Genomic DNA, 14276 nt, shown 5'->3' on the forward strand with positions numbered 1-14276 from the left:
TCTCGGCCGTTTGACATAATGATGTTTTCTTCTGAAATTAAATCCGGTAAATTGTTACGAATGGCTTCTTGGACTTTTTCCTGATGGCGCTGTTGATCGTCAAATCCTTTGCGATGGAGGGACCAATCTTCCTTGGAAATTACAAACTGATGATTATTCGCATCTGACATTTTTCTTCCCCTCCTAAAAAATTTTATGTCACACCTTTTCACTTTCCTGCATACTATATGACGATTGTTAAAAGCACCGATTAACCTACGGGAAGGTAATCAGTGCTTCGTAAAATAAACGTAAAATTTGGACAACTTATTCAGTACCTTCAATTCCCCATCGAAAGAATGTGGATTACTTTATCATATGCAGAATGCTAGAATAATTTCCGGATAATTTTGATAATTTAGCGCTTGCCTATGAAATTTTCAAAAAAAAGAAAACCCGCTCTCTATTAGCAGGTTTTTAGAGTATTGACAAATATTTTTCACAAACATTCAGACTATCGATTTAACAAGCTTCCTACATATCGCAGCAGTTCATTTGCAGATGTTGTGCTGTACCCGTGCTCATCTACAAGACGTGCGACTACTTCATTAATCTTTTTCAGCTGCTGTTCATCCGGTGTTTTCGATGAGGTTGTAATTTTCACGACATCCTTTAAGTCTGCGAACAGCTTCTTCTGGATCGCTTCTCTTAAACGATCATGCGAATTATAATCAAAGCGTTTTCCTTTGCGTGCATATGCGGAAATACGAATCAATATTTCTTCCCGGAATGCTTTTTTCGCATTTTCAGAAATGCCAATTTGCTCTTCGATGGAGCGCATTAATTTTTCATCTGGTGTAATTTCCTCACCGGTTAGTGGATCGCGCAGCTTCGACTTATTGCAATATGCCTCAACATTGTCTAAATAGTTATCCATTAATGTTTTTGCCGACTCTTCATACGAGTACACAAACGCTTTTTGCACTTCTTTTTTCGCAATGGTATCGTATTCCTTTCGTGCTAAGGAGATGTAATTTAAATATTTCTCTCTTAATTCAGCCGTGATAGAAGGATGCTGATCCAAGCCCTCTTTTAACGAGCGAAGAACGTCGAGAGCATTGATGGAAGGAATCTCCTTTCGGATAATTGTCGAAGAGATTCGGTTAATGACGTAACGAGGATCGATTCCAGACATCCCTTCATCCTGGTACTCTCTCTTTAGCTCCTCCACATCTGCTGAATTGAAGCCTTCTACATTCTCCCCATCATAAAGGCGCATCTTTTTCACCAGGTCAATGTCACCCTTTTTCGGTTCTTTCAATCTAGTAAGAATTGTGAACATCGCTGCAACCCTTAATGTATGTGGAGCAATATGGATATCCCTCACATCACTTTCACCAATCATCTTTTCATATATTTTCTCTTCTTCTGTCACTTTAAGGTTATAAGGCACCGGCATGACGATAATCCTCGAATGCAAAGCTTCGTTCTTTTTATTCGAAATGAACGAACGATATTCCGTTTCATTCGTGTGAGCAACGATGAGCTCATCCGCAGAAATAAGGGCAAATCTTCCAGCTTTGAAATTTCCTTCCTGCGTTAGTGAAAGCAAGTGCCATAAAAACTTCTCATCACACTTTAACATCTCCTGGAATTCCATAATTCCACGATTGGCCTTATTCAGCTCACCGTCAAAGCGATACGCACGCGGATCCGATTCCGAACCGTATTCCGCAATGGTCGAAAAATCAATACTCCCCGTTAAATCCGCAATATCCTGTGATTTCGGATCAGACGGACTGAATGTACCAATTCCAACACGCTTATCCTCCGAAAGAAAAATTCTTTCGACTAGCACATCTTCAATTCTACCGTTATATTCCTTCTCAAGCCTCATTAAGTTAAGGGGAGATAAATTCCCTTCAATTCTAATGCCGTATTCTTCAAAGAAATCCTCGCGTAAATGCTGAGGGATCAGGTGTAAAGGATCCTCGTGCATTGGGCAGCCCTTGATGGCATAGATGGCTCCCCTTTGTGTATGAGAATATTGCTCCAATCCTCTTTTCAACAGTGCAACAAGAGTAGATTTTCCACCACTTACAGGGCCCATCAATAGCAAAATGCGCTTTCTGACATCCAACCTTTTAGCTGCTGGATGAAAATACTCCTCTACTAACCTTTCTAACGATTCTTCAAGACCAAACATCTGTCGGCTGAAAAACTTATATGACTTTTTCCCATTAACCTCTTCAATTCCTGCATCCTTAATCATGTTATATACGCGTGAATGTGCTGACTGAGCTACCCATGGCTGTTCTCTCACGAGTTCCAAATAATCGGCGAAGGTTCCTTCCCACTTCAGCTTTTGCTCTTCTTCTCTATATCTTTCAATTTTCTTCAAGATATCCATTATTAGACCTCCCCCTGTATTTTTCAGAGATGATTAATATACTTTATGCACCCATTGTCTTAAAGATGAGTTAAGATATAAAAACTGTCTGATTTGTTCATGATGTCTGTTTTTTGAAAATGGTTTCATAAATTATACACAGATTTCATTCCCCTAAAATGGCATTTAGGGTATAATGTTTTTATATTATATAATTGGGTAAATTATGTGTGACAAAGGAGGAATACATACGTGGGTACAATCTTACTTCTTGGGGTAACTATTGCTTTCTTAACTGCTATCTTTACAGCTGGGTACAACAGCCAGCCAGGCGAAAAATAATATAAAAAAGGGGATGTCCGAAAAGGGCATCTTCATTAAAAATTGAAAATCAAGAATGGTGATATATCAATATTCTTGAACATAAAAAGGGCAGTTCAATATGCCGAAAATTCGACTTATTGAACTGTCCCCTTGCAAGGATGTAGTCCCACTTAAGCACATAGGACAGTTTTATTCTTTCCTATCTGCCAAAAAGAGAGGCTGTTCCAAAAGTAATACTTTTGAAACAGCCTTTTTTTAATGGTGAATCTCTCCATGGTTCTCAGATATCTCGCTTAATGCCAGCCCAGCATTAGCCGCTGAGCTATGGTGTACAGCAAGATCTCCTAGTGAGACAATCCCCACTAATTTCTTTCCATCTACAACGGGAAGACGACGAATCTGCTCTTTTGCCATAAGTTCGCTGGCTTCCTCCACTGTCATATCAGAATGGGCTGTCACCAGCCTCTCACTCATAACTTCTGTTACCTTTGTGGAACCTGGTTTTTTCTCTGCCATACAGCGAATGACCAAATCGCGGTCGGTAATGACGCCTAATATCTCGCCATTATCACAAATCGGTATCATACCAACATTGTTTTCCTTCATTTTGACCGCCACTTCAAACACATTATCAAGCGGCGTGCAGAAATCTACTTCCGTCGTCATAATATCTCTCAAGGTTTTCATATAAATCCCTCCTGACAAAATTTATGTTTTACAAATTGTCAGGATTTATGCATTTAAAACAAATCTAAATAATTTTGTTGTCTTAGTGCTTCATAAATTAAAATGGCCGCTGTGTTTGAAAGGTTCAATGAACGGACATTTTCATTCATCGGAATACGAAGGCAGCGATCCATATTGTTTTGTATTAAATCTGAAGGAAGCCCTGACGTTTCCTTTCCAAATATAAAGTAATAATCTTTCTTTACATCGGAATAATCAAAAGAAGAGTGGGGCTTTTTCCCATGCTTTGTCAAATAAAAATATTCTCCGCCTTTTGTTTTTTCGAAAAATTCATCTAAAGAATCATAATAGATAATATTTACATATTGCCAATAATCGAGACCTGCACGTTTCAGCATTTTATCATCCGTTGAAAAGCCTAAAGGTCGGATTAAATGAAGGGTTGTATCTGTTGCCGCACATGTTCTGGCGATGTTCCCTGTATTTGCTGGAATTTCTGGCTGATATAAAACTACATGTATTGCCACTTTCTTCACCTCTAACATAAACTCTACATGCTATTATATCACTCATTCTCTTAGGAACAAGGATGCTAATTACTGTCTACGATTGTAAAAAATTTATACTTAATGTTTGGAGTATAGGCAGTTGAATCCTCATATGCCCAATACCTTAAGCGACTGTCTGACGTGTGAGCATTAACTAAAGGCATTCCATAATGGTCTTTTCCAGTCACAATCGTATTGTGATTAAATCTCCCATCCCCTTCAAAGTCATAGCAGATCACATCCCCAATTAATAGCTCCTCAGGTGATTTCACTTCTCTTGCCTGTAAGCCTGTCTTTGATTTGGATAAATACAGCCTTAAAGAATTTGCCACAGCCCAGCTATAGCTCCAGTTATTCCCTGTATACCACCAGCCTCTAGAACGATTGGGCGTCCCCCATCTCGGTGCATTACCCGCTCTTAAACACTGTGAAATAAAATTGGTACAATCCACATCAAAGGATTTGTAAGCAGGATTTCTGGAATTCCACCATCGTTCAGCATATTGCACGGCTTTCAAACGATCATAGGAATACTCCAAACGCTCTTGAGAATCTAATTGTATTTCTACAGGGAGCATTGCTTCTTGGACATTGTTTAGAACTTCTTTATCTTCATAAATTTGTCCTTGATCAAACCATGCTCTTCTCTGTTCCACTTCCTCTTCAATATAGAAAAATTTCTTTTGCTTAATAAAATACTGATAATGGACAGAATAATCCACAGCGGTTCGATGCCCTTGCTCAAACGTCCCGGTTACGTTCCCCCACGCTTTTACATGAACAATTTCAGCAAAGCGTTCTTTTAAGGATTTTATTTTATTAACCATTTTTTTGTCATCACGATATTGTAGAAAATCCGTTTCATTGACATATTGATTGATTCTTTCGTTCAGCCGGGTTACAAGCTGATTTCTCATCATTTCTCCCTCCCCATAACACTAATATATGAAGGAGAGGAAAATATTAGGATTTTCATTTAAGTCTTTTATTTTTTACAAAACGTAAGAGAACTATATAAGAAGATTAAAATTCTTAGTTCTTGTTTGTATTGGACAAACCATCCTAATAAAAAAAGAAGCACCCGCTTTAATTGGATGCTTTTACAATTAACTTGTATCGTCAGTAGTTGTATTTTTGCACTGATATATGGACGTTAGCTCAATATTTCGGTTGTCAGAAGCGATTTATCGCTCGTCAACCAAATATTTCAATCGCCTACCTCCATTTATCGGTCGTTAGGTACAAAATATCGGTCGTCAGCCAATTATATCGGTCGTCAGCTCAATTATTTCGGTCATCAGCTCAATTATATCGGTCGTCAGCCAATTATATCGGTCATCAGCTCAATTATATCGGTCGTCAGCTCAATTATTTCGGTCATCAGACAATATATCGGTCATCAACCAATTATATCGGTCGTCAACTCAATTTATCGGTCGTCAGCCAATATATCGGTCGTCAGCTCAATTATATCGGTCGTCAGTCAATTATATCGGTCGTCAGCCAATTATTTCGGTCGTTAGCCAATTATTTCGGTCATCAGCTCAATTATATCGGTCATCAGCTTAATTATATCGGTCGTCAGCCAATTATATCGGTCGTCAGCTCGATTATATCGGTCGTCAGCTCGATTTTATCGGTCGTCAGTCAATTATATCGGTCGTCAACTCAATTATATCGGTCATCAGCTCGATTTTATCGGTCGTCAGTCAATTATATCGGTCGTCAACTCAATTATATCGGTCATCAGCTCAATTATATCGGTCGTCAGCCAATTATATCGGTCGTCAGCCAATTATTTCGGTCGTCAGCTCTATTATATCGGTCGTCAGCCAATTATATCGGTCGTCAGCCAATTATTTCGGTCGTCAGCCAATTATATCGGTCGTCAGCCAATTATATCGGTCGTCAGCTCAATTATATCGGTCATCAGCTCAATTATATCGGTCGTCAGCTCAATTATATCGGTCGTCAGCTCAATTATATCGGTCGTCAGCTCGGTTTTAGACTTTTATCAGCTTCAAGCCTTTTTCAATTTCAAAAATGACTTCTTCGTCTTTTTCTTTATTTAAGGCTTCTTGTAATGCTTGTTCAGCTTCACTGCCACCAATGACACCAATCGCCCAAGCAGCGGTTCCACGTATAACCGGACGAGGGTCATTTTTCATAACAGCTATCAAGTCTGGTAAAGCCGTTTCATCTTTATAGTGAGCGAGTGCCAAAATGGCATTGCGTTGGATCGGCTTCTTACCTCGCCAAGCTCCTGACACATGACCGAATTTTTCTTTAAACTCTTTATTGCTGATGGTTAAAAGAGGCTTTAATAAAGGTTTTGCGATTTCCGGATCCGGCTCCATTTCCTTATGAAAATGAAAATCCTTCCCTTTGTTTTTCGGACAGACCGTTTGGCAAGTATCACAGCCATACAATCGATTACCGATTTTTTTTCGGAACTCGTCTGGAAGAAATCCTTTCGTTTGTGTTAAATAGGCTATGCAGCGCTGAGCATTTAATTGTCCTCCCGCCACTAAAGCTCCAGTCGGACAAACATCAATGCATTTCGTACAGCTTCCACATTGATCTTCCATTGGTTCGTCAGGTTCAAACGGTATATTTGTAATCATTTCTCCAAGATATACATATGAACCAAATTCCGGAGTAATAATGGAACAATTTTTACCGCTCCAGCCAATTCCTGCGCGTTCGGCCACTCCGCGATCGACAAGCTCACCGGTATCTACCATTGATTTCATTTTTGCATCAGGCACTTTACTTTTAATAAATTCCTCCAGCTTCTTTAGCCGGTCCCTTAAAATAACATGATAATCCGTTCCCCATGAAGCCCTGCAAAAAATACCTCTTCTCTCGCCTTTTTTACTTAAAACCGTAGTTTTCATTTTAGAAGGATACGCTAACGCAATCGAGATAATCGACCTTGGTTCTTCAAGCAGAAGATGAGGGTTTACTCTTTTTTCAATATCAGGTTCTTCAAAACCAGATTGATATCCTAGTTCTTGTTGCCGAATCAGTTTATTTTTCAATTCAGTAAAAGGATCTGCAGATGCAAAGCCAATTTTATCAATGCCAATTTCCTTGCTATATTCAATGATTGCTTTCTTTAGCTCTGCGTAATTCATTAGCTTACCTCCTTTCTACTTTTGATTGATCTATTATTTATCCTTTTGAATGAAAGGTTTCATTTAGGAAATCACTTTTATCTATGATAAACTATTTAAAAACTAAATGGGAGATGGAACAGTTGGTAATAACAATCGACGCACTACTAAAAGAAAAAATCCATGGATTTAAAATAGGCTGTATAGTTTATAAAGACATTGTCGTTGGAGAATCACCGCAAATGCTCAAAGGACGCTTACAGCTATTTCAGGAATCGCTTTATTTTGAACTACAAGAAAAAGAACTAATGAGCTTCACAGGAATAAAGGAATGGAAAGAAACGTTTAAAAAAGCAGGAACAGATGCAAACCGTTATCGCCACGCAGCTGAAGCACTCTATCGCAGAGTGAAAAAGCAAAACTACCTTCCCTCTGTTCATTCAGCAATTGATGTAAACAATTTCTTTTCTATGCAATACGAAGTGCCGATTGGGATATATGATATGGACCACATACAAGGGGATGTAATGTTCACAATTGGTAACGAACATGACGAATATGAAGGAATTAACGGCCGAATAAACAGTATGAAAGATATAATCCTTTCAAAAGACAATCTCGGTGCATTTGGAAGTCCCTATGTCGATTCCCAAAGAACAAAAGTAACGACAAATACCAAAAATGCAATCCAATTCATTTATTTACGTCCATCAATCTCTCTTGAAGAAGGCAGTCAATTAACCGAATCTCTCATGAAGATGTTCGTCCAAATTCATGGAGGAACAGCAGAGTATAAAATCATTACATAGAATAACAATACTCACACTCCTTTGCTTTGAGACAAAGGAGTTTTTATTTTCTAGGCACATTAAAAAAACGCAATGCTTCGTTCTCTTCATGTAACGAAACACTGCGTTGTGACCTATGTATGGAGCGGGTGAAGGGAATCGAACCCTCGACATCAGCTTGGAAGGCTGAGGTTTTACCACTAAACTACACCCGCAAAGTCTATGTTGTATTTTGTCGAATCTTGTAACTCAATCACAAAAAATATTATATAAGGTTTTAATAGTGTTTGCAATAGAATTTTTAAAAAAAGTAATAGAAATTTTACCTTGAATTAATATTTTCAATACACATAAATTAGCCCCTCATGAGAATATCATGAAGGGCAATTATCATTTTTATCAAATAAGAAATAAACCGCACTTACAACTTCCCTGAACTTTGAAAGTGTTTCTTCTGTTTCTGCACCTTCCAGCATTTCATATAGTTTTTCAGTATCAACTAATTGTTCAAATTCAAACATATTTCTTCAATCCTTTCAGCAAAGTCTTCAACCAGATAAACAACACATGAACGACTTCCAGACAAACACCATAAAACCACCTGAACAACCATCTGGTTTTTTTCTGAAGTCTGTGTATAAGCAACGTATAAACAAGTACATTGGGATAATTAGACATAAAAAAGACTGGCAGCCAACCAAGCTACCAGCCTTTGCTGAATTACCAGCATACACAAACCAACCAAACAAACAAAAAGAGTGGAAGTCAAACACCTTGCCTTACATACCTAAAACAACTAATACTGAACCTTCAGACTTAAAACAAATTCATAGCCTTTTAATTAAATTCATTTAAAGCAACATTCCCAGCATTTTTTGGTGATGCTATGCTTTTGTAACTTTGTAACCAGATTCTTCAAAATTATATTTTGGATTTGAAGTTATATCTTTAATTTTTATAAGAGTGGGATTTTCAGACAATATTTCTTTCACAAAATAAACAACGTAAGTAGATCCTTCTTTTTTCATTCTTTCAGCAGTATTCCATTCATGTCTGGAAAGATAAAAAACATCTTCAGAACCTGAAGTTGCTTTAACTTCTATATGCAACGGTTTACCGTCACGTGTAAATGATAGAATATCGTAACCATTTGCAGGGTTTCCAGCAATTGTATCATCAACTTTGTTTATATAAGGTGTTCCCCTTAAATTTTTACATTCATGTTCATATACATAAACTTCACCAATCTTTCCAATTTCCATTTGTTTCTTATGAAGATTCAAATAGTCAATTGGATTCTTGAGAAAATTCTTCTTTAAGTCTGCGTAAGCGTAAAGGAAGGAAAGATCATCTGTTTCATTATCCTGAATTTCAGTGTTATCAATATCAACTATTTCAACTTCAAAATTCAGTTTTTTTTTAATGCTTCTGCACAACTAATACAAACAATACGGTTGTTTACAGAACACCAATTATGAGATAGATTGGTAAATTGTTTTTTACAGTTACCACAAGTGACCATATAACCTTTTCGTGTAAGCTTAACCATAACTGGTAAAAGCTTTCTTTCTAACTTTGCACTATTTCCAAGTCTTTCAAATAAATCATTTAACGTTACAAATCCATTATAGTCACCACGTTCTTTTAGCAGTTCAAACATATAATGGTATCTTTCAGGTAATTTATATGAATCTCCATTAACCGTTAAAATTCCATCTGAGAAATTATCACTTTTGATATTAAACTTAACTTCATCCACATCCATACCAAGTTCAAAGATACAATACCAACAAAACTGAAACTTTAAGGTATCTATCTTTGTTGATTCAGCTTCAATTACTTTTTGAATCTTTGCTAATTCTTCAATGGTTAAAGTATTTTTACGTTTTTCTTTAACAACTTTCACCTTTGGTTCTTTCAGCTGAATAAACTGTAACTTTTCATGTTCTTTTATCATTGTCTTTTCAAAACCTGAAGGATTCGTTAAATGTTCAAATGCATAAAGGAATTTAAAAAAGCTATGTCGATAATTTTCTTGTGTTAATAGGTTTTTTCCCCCATTTGGAAAAATCTTTAAGTAATCTGCATAGGTTACATCTGATACATCATCTTTTTCTAATTCAAGGTATAGAAGTCGATAAACTGCACTTCTCATATTTGCCCTTGAACGTTGTCCATAGTGTGTCAAAAACTGTTCAATAATATCTTTACTATTCTCTGTCAATAAAGATTCAATTTCTTCAGCATTAAGTTTATCTTGGGTTGCCACGTTTTCACCCCTTCTTCTACTCTATAAGTCTTTTAGACTATTTTACCATATATTTCATAACCTTAATAAAAAAGACAAAAAAAAGAAGCACCTAACAGAACCATTTAAGGAACTGAAAGGTGCTTTTTAATTACAACTATATTTAAGGGTTAAGGGAAATGAAATAACGATTAACATACCATTTGGCAGCTGAATCACATTAAAGGGAAATATCAATACCAGTAAGCTTTGCCATGCCTTTTGGATTTAAGTCTACAATAGTTACATACCATTCAATTAATGTTTCGTACATAGTACCACTTAAACCATTATCTTTAACCATAATTTCACCAGCTTGAATACCAGTGATACCTTTATCACCGAACTTCAATGCATAAATATCGCCATCAGGAAGATAAGAATCATCCAGAACTGCAATTCGCACATCACCAAAGTACTGAACTGATCTACCAAAGGCATCTTGTCTAGATTGGATATATGCACCTTGTGCCATAAACATACCAGTCTGATGTTAGACTCAAAAGTAGACACAGTTTATTATAAAACTAACTAATAATAATGAGGTGTGTCTAATGAGTAGACAAGTATTTGATGAAGATTTTAAGAGAAGTACGGTTCAAATGATGATTGAACAGAACAAACCAGTTGCTCAAGCAGCCAGAGAGCTAGATATCAACCCAAATACCCTTCATAACTGGAAAAAGAAATATTCATCAGAATTTATCCGTGAGTCCTTACCACAAATGACGGAAGATCAACAACTTCAAGCCTTTCAAAAACGCATTCGAGACTTAGAGGAGGAAAACGCCATACTAAAAAAGGCTATGCACTTCTTCGCGAAAGACCATCGGTAAAATACTCATTTATTCATGAGCATCGCTTCGAATTCCGAGTGGAGAAGATGGGCAAAGTTTTGAAAGTTTCTAGAAGCGGCTATTACAAGTGGCGAGATCGTCCAGAAAGTGAGCGTACCAAGAGGCATAAAACGTTGGTCCGTCTAGTTAAAAAATTGTTTTTAGCGTCTAGAGGGCTAAATGGAAGTCCCAAAATTGCGAAAGATCTTGAAAGGAATGGAACTCCTGTTTGCCAAAAAACAGTGGCGAGAATCATGAAAGAAGAGGGCCTGAGATCTAAGACCATTAAGAAATATAAGGCTACGACAAATTCAAAACACTCGCTTCCAGTCTTTGAAACCAAATTAAATCAAGAATTTAAAGTGCATAAACCGAACAAAGTCTGGGTAGCTGATATTACTTATATCCCGACTGCGGAAAACATTAACATATACCAATTTTTCTAAAATAAATGTTGTCATAATTGTATATTAATCTTTTAAAACTTCCATTTTTCCATCATAATAATAATCAACAATATGATATTCAGTACACTTAGGACACCTTCCAGTAGTTTTACTATCTGTTAATTTTGTTTCTCTACCTGGAAAGTCAATGCTCATATTATAGTTACAACTAGGACATTTATAATTATAATGCCAAGATAATGTTTCTCTCCATCCAAATAAAAAACCATATAAGATAATTGTTAAAATTAGTGGTAAAAAAATAGCAGCAATAAACCCACCTATAAAATAAGAAAATACTGCTATTATTAAACCTGTAATAAAGTAATGCCTTCTCATTGAATATGGTTTTTCTAACATACTGCTAGAAACTCTAATTTCTGGATATGCCCCACTCTTATTTTCCATAATTATCCATCCTTTATAAGATTAGTTTAGCCAAAACACTTTTGACATTTTGACATTTTATTAAAGTTAGCAAACACTTCATTCAAATCTTCTGTAAAATAATAAGAGCCATTTTTCCTGTTACTCACAATAACTTTCTGATTAAAATATCTTTCATTAACTTCATAACAAGATGTTAGGTGTACACAATTTTTTGGTAAATTCTTATCAGTTATTGCTATAAATCCATTTCCTTTTTCCTTTACCTCTTTAAAATGCAGTAAATCTAATAATTCTACCAACTATATCAACCCCTTAAGAAAAAAATAATATTATTTCTTTATCTCTAACACTTCTACTACAACAAACCCTCTAAGTCCTGTTTCAATTATTTCTACTTCAGCTAATCCACTAATAGTTCTATTGATTACATAAGCTTCTGTTCCTTTATTAATTAGGATTAAATCCCCTCTATTTACCATTCTATGAGTAGCATCTGTATTATTTTGCATTACATTATTTATAAATTCATCAAATGCCTGTTGTGAAATAGCTATGTACATATCATCTGTAAAATGGACATCTTGCCCCTTCAAGATAGTTTCTCTTCTTTCATTACCTGCTGAATTATTACTTTGATCTGCATTTTGGTTATTCTCTTTTTCTGTATCATTAGTTATTTCTTCTTTTCCTTTATTACCTTCATAATTTCTTTTTATGTCCTCAGTTTTAGTATAATAATCTGGCTCTTCAATAACTTTTATGTCATTAGAACAGGCAATTAAAAAAACACAAAGAAGCATTAGAATACTAAATTACACCCCTCTCAATAAATTCCTATACTATTTATTTCATAATAGCTTAAAATTCCACTTTTATGAATATTTTTTATTTTTATACTGTTCATTATTCCAAAATATTCCAACTCCCTCTCCTTGTATAATTTCTTTTGGTTCTATACTAAATGTTGGGGTAAAGAATTTCATAAAATAAAAAAGCATTTACGAAGTGCTCTCTTTTATAATGAAAGTGGCCAAACCTCATTTAAAAGGAGACTTCGTAAATGCAAGACTATTGTATCACAAAACTGGTTGGATTAGAAAATGTCATTGTGTCAAATATTGTGGAAACGGATACGCACCTAGAAATTTTTATCGAAACCAAACCTTGTCATCAAAGTTGTCCTCAGTGCGGGGAGAGGACAAGATCTATTCATGATTATCGTCTGCAGAAGATTCGAGATGTCAAATTTCGCGAAATGTATACGTATCTCATTCTAAAAAAGTGTCGCTATAAATGTACATCCTGTGGGAAGCGTTTCTATGAAAGATATACCTTCTTAGAGCACTATCAACGTCATACGAAACGTGTCCTTCAAGCCCTTCTTATCAAAGTGAGAACGGCCAATTTTAAGGAAGTGGCGAAAGAGCTTGGATTGGGACATTCAACGGTGATTCGATGGTTTGACCGTTATTATACTTATGAGAACCACTCATTACCACAAATTTTAGCCATTGATGAGTTTAAGGGGACAACCGAAAAAGGAAAATATCAATGTGTCATCAGAGACCCTCGAGGCTTCAAGGTATTTGATGTGATTCAAGACCGTAAGTTGTCCACGTTAAAAGATTATTTTCGTTCTTTACCGACTCATCGTGTTCAAATGGTGGTCATGGATATGTGGCAGCCGTACAAAATATTGGCTCAACAACTCTTTCAAAATCCAATTATCATCGTGGACAAATTCCATTATGCTCGTCATAACTTCTGGGCACTTGAACGAGTACGAAAGAGAGTACAAAAGTCGTTCCAAGACAAAGATCGAAAATCGATGAAAAAGTTACGTTTTCTCTTACATAAACCGAAAGAGAAGTTAACCACAAGAGAACAGGACTCCTGCAATATTATTTAGAGTTGTCCCCCGATTTAAAGAAAGCTTACCAAGAGAAAGAAGTCTTTAAAAAATGGATGACACAAAGCAATGAACGTAATGTAAGGTCGAACTTAGAACAACTGTATCAAGCGATTGACGAATCAGGACTGGACGAATATCAGTACATGAAACGAACCTTTAAAAGCTGGGAGAAAGAAATCATTAATTCGTTTATTTATCCCTACACTAACGGTTATTTAGAAGGGATTAACAATAAAATTAAAGTCATTAAACGAATGTCTTATGGTATTCGCAACTTTCAACGACTTAGAAATAAGGTATTATGCTCACTTATTTAACTTTCATACATATAAAAGAGGTGCACTTCACATCAAGCGCACCCCAACAATTGACATAGAACCTAATTTTTTAGGAGGGGAAGAAAAATGTCAGATGCGAATAATCATCAGTTTGTGATTTCCAAGGAAGATTGGTCCCTCCATCGCAAAGGATTTGACGATCAACAGCGCCATCAGGAAAAAGTCCAAGAAGCCATTCGTAACAATTTACCGGATTTAATTTCAGAAGAAAACATCATTATGTCAAACGGCCGAGA

At 36.1% G+C, this 14276-nt stretch carries 18 protein-coding genes, 1 tRNA gene and 2 pseudogenes; 7 read left to right on the plus strand and 14 right to left on the minus strand.

What is annotated here, in order from left to right; translation table 11 throughout:
- From GD441_RS16070 to GD441_RS16090, 5 genes and pseudogenes are all read right to left on the minus strand, one after another.
- Positions 1-170: pseudogene (locus GD441_RS16070) on the minus strand (DUF444 family protein); the annotation flags it as partial.
- Positions 171-493: 323 nt separating this feature from the next.
- Positions 494-2389, minus strand: coding sequence for a PrkA family serine protein kinase (locus GD441_RS16075; RefSeq protein WP_153127425.1), 1896 nt, complete (start codon positions 2387-2389; stop codon positions 494-496).
- A 558-nt stretch (positions 2390-2947) separates the two neighbouring features.
- A complete protein-coding gene (locus GD441_RS16080; protein WP_153127426.1) occupies positions 2948-3379 on the minus strand; it encodes a CBS domain-containing protein in 432 nt (143 codons plus the stop codon).
- Positions 3380-3432: 53 nt separating this feature from the next.
- Positions 3433-3906 carry a tRNA (uridine(34)/cytosine(34)/5-carboxymethylaminomethyluridine(34)-2'-O)-methyltransferase TrmL gene (trmL, locus tag GD441_RS16085; RefSeq protein WP_420849720.1) on the minus strand — a complete coding sequence of 158 codons (474 nt, stop codon included), beginning with the start codon at positions 3904-3906 and terminating at the stop codon, positions 3433-3435.
- A 65-nt stretch (positions 3907-3971) separates the two neighbouring features.
- Complete coding sequence (locus GD441_RS16090) at positions 3972-4844, minus strand: amidase domain-containing protein (RefSeq protein WP_153127427.1); 873 nt, start codon at positions 4842-4844, stop codon at positions 3972-3974.
- A 209-nt stretch (positions 4845-5053) separates the two neighbouring features.
- On the opposite strand from GD441_RS16090, the gene GD441_RS16095 reads away from it, so the two are divergent.
- Positions 5054-5974, plus strand: a complete 921-nt coding sequence (locus GD441_RS16095; RefSeq protein WP_153127428.1) for a hypothetical protein — start codon at positions 5054-5056, stop codon at positions 5972-5974.
- On the opposite strand, the gene queG is transcribed toward GD441_RS16095, so the two are convergent.
- Positions 5931-7064: a tRNA epoxyqueuosine(34) reductase QueG gene (gene queG / locus GD441_RS16100; RefSeq protein WP_153127429.1), complete on the minus strand. Its 1134-nt coding sequence runs from the start codon at positions 7062-7064 to the stop codon at positions 5931-5933. The genes GD441_RS16095 and queG overlap by 44 nt on opposite strands.
- A 122-nt stretch (positions 7065-7186) precedes the next feature.
- Between queG and GD441_RS16105 the strand changes: the two genes are divergently transcribed.
- A complete protein-coding gene (locus tag GD441_RS16105; protein ID WP_420849722.1) occupies positions 7187-7852 on the plus strand; it encodes a B3/B4 domain-containing protein in 666 nt (221 codons plus the stop codon).
- 120 nt (positions 7853-7972) lie between these two features.
- Here the strand turns inward: GD441_RS16105 and GD441_RS16110 are convergent.
- The 5 genes from GD441_RS16110 to GD441_RS16130 form a co-directional block, all read right to left on the minus strand.
- Positions 7973-8046 (minus strand) — tRNA-Gly (locus tag GD441_RS16110).
- Positions 8047-8205: 159 nt separating this feature from the next.
- Entirely contained in the window at positions 8206-8352 is a 147-nt protein-coding gene (locus GD441_RS16115) for a hypothetical protein (protein ID WP_153127431.1), read from the minus strand.
- 363 nt (positions 8353-8715) lie between these two features.
- Positions 8716-9267, minus strand: a complete 552-nt coding sequence (locus GD441_RS16120; RefSeq protein ID WP_153127432.1) for a protein NO VEIN domain-containing protein — start codon at positions 9265-9267, stop codon at positions 8716-8718.
- Entirely contained in the window at positions 9240-10100 is an 861-nt protein-coding gene (locus GD441_RS16125) for a hypothetical protein (RefSeq protein ID WP_153127433.1), read from the minus strand. Before GD441_RS16125 ends, GD441_RS16120 begins: the two co-directional genes overlap by 28 nt.
- 199 nt (positions 10101-10299) lie before the next feature.
- The gene (locus tag GD441_RS16130; RefSeq protein WP_153127434.1) at positions 10300-10593 is read right to left on the minus strand and encodes a hypothetical protein; all 294 of its coding nucleotides are present in this window, start codon (positions 10591-10593) and stop codon (positions 10300-10302) included.
- Between the two features lie 79 nt (positions 10594-10672).
- Between GD441_RS16130 and GD441_RS16135 the strand changes: the two genes are divergently transcribed.
- Complete coding sequence (locus GD441_RS16135; protein ID WP_153127435.1) at positions 10673-10954, plus strand: transposase; 282 nt, start codon at positions 10673-10675, stop codon at positions 10952-10954.
- A gap of 59 nt (positions 10955-11013) precedes the next feature.
- Positions 11014-11400 carry an IS3 family transposase gene (locus GD441_RS16140; RefSeq protein ID WP_225434277.1) on the plus strand — a complete coding sequence of 129 codons (387 nt, stop codon included), beginning with the start codon at positions 11014-11016 and terminating at the stop codon, positions 11398-11400.
- Between the two features lie 24 nt (positions 11401-11424).
- Here GD441_RS16140 and GD441_RS16145 read toward each other — a convergent pair whose 3' ends face one another.
- Genes GD441_RS16145 through GD441_RS16155 form a run of 3 tightly spaced genes read right to left on the minus strand, consistent with a single transcriptional unit; the run spans position 11425 to position 12590 of the window.
- On the minus strand, positions 11425-11808 hold the full coding sequence (locus GD441_RS16145; protein ID WP_153127437.1) for a hypothetical protein: 384 nt from the start codon (positions 11806-11808) through the stop codon (positions 11425-11427).
- 26 nt (positions 11809-11834) lie between these two features.
- A complete protein-coding gene (locus GD441_RS16150; protein WP_153127438.1) occupies positions 11835-12089 on the minus strand; it encodes a hypothetical protein in 255 nt (84 codons plus the stop codon).
- A gap of 30 nt (positions 12090-12119) precedes the next feature.
- Positions 12120-12590, minus strand: coding sequence for a hypothetical protein (locus GD441_RS16155; protein ID WP_153127439.1), 471 nt, complete (start codon positions 12588-12590; stop codon positions 12120-12122).
- 260 nt (positions 12591-12850) lie between these two features.
- On the opposite strand from GD441_RS16155, the gene GD441_RS16160 reads away from it, so the two are divergent.
- The 3 genes and pseudogenes from GD441_RS16160 to GD441_RS16170 all read left to right on the plus strand — a co-directional run.
- Complete coding sequence (locus GD441_RS16160; RefSeq protein ID WP_153127440.1) at positions 12851-13699, plus strand: ISL3 family transposase; 849 nt, start codon at positions 12851-12853, stop codon at positions 13697-13699.
- Positions 13700-13755: 56 nt separating this feature from the next.
- Positions 13756-14019: a transposase gene (locus GD441_RS17555; protein WP_263862471.1), complete on the plus strand. Its 264-nt coding sequence runs from the start codon at positions 13756-13758 to the stop codon at positions 14017-14019.
- A gap of 87 nt (positions 14020-14106) precedes the next feature.
- A pseudogene (locus tag GD441_RS16170) lies at positions 14107-14276 on the plus strand (DUF444 family protein); the annotation flags it as partial.

The organism is Peribacillus tepidiphilus, assembly GCF_009466385.1.
GTDB lineage: Bacteria > Bacillota > Bacilli > Bacillales > DSM-1321 > Bacillus_BN > Bacillus_BN tepidiphilus.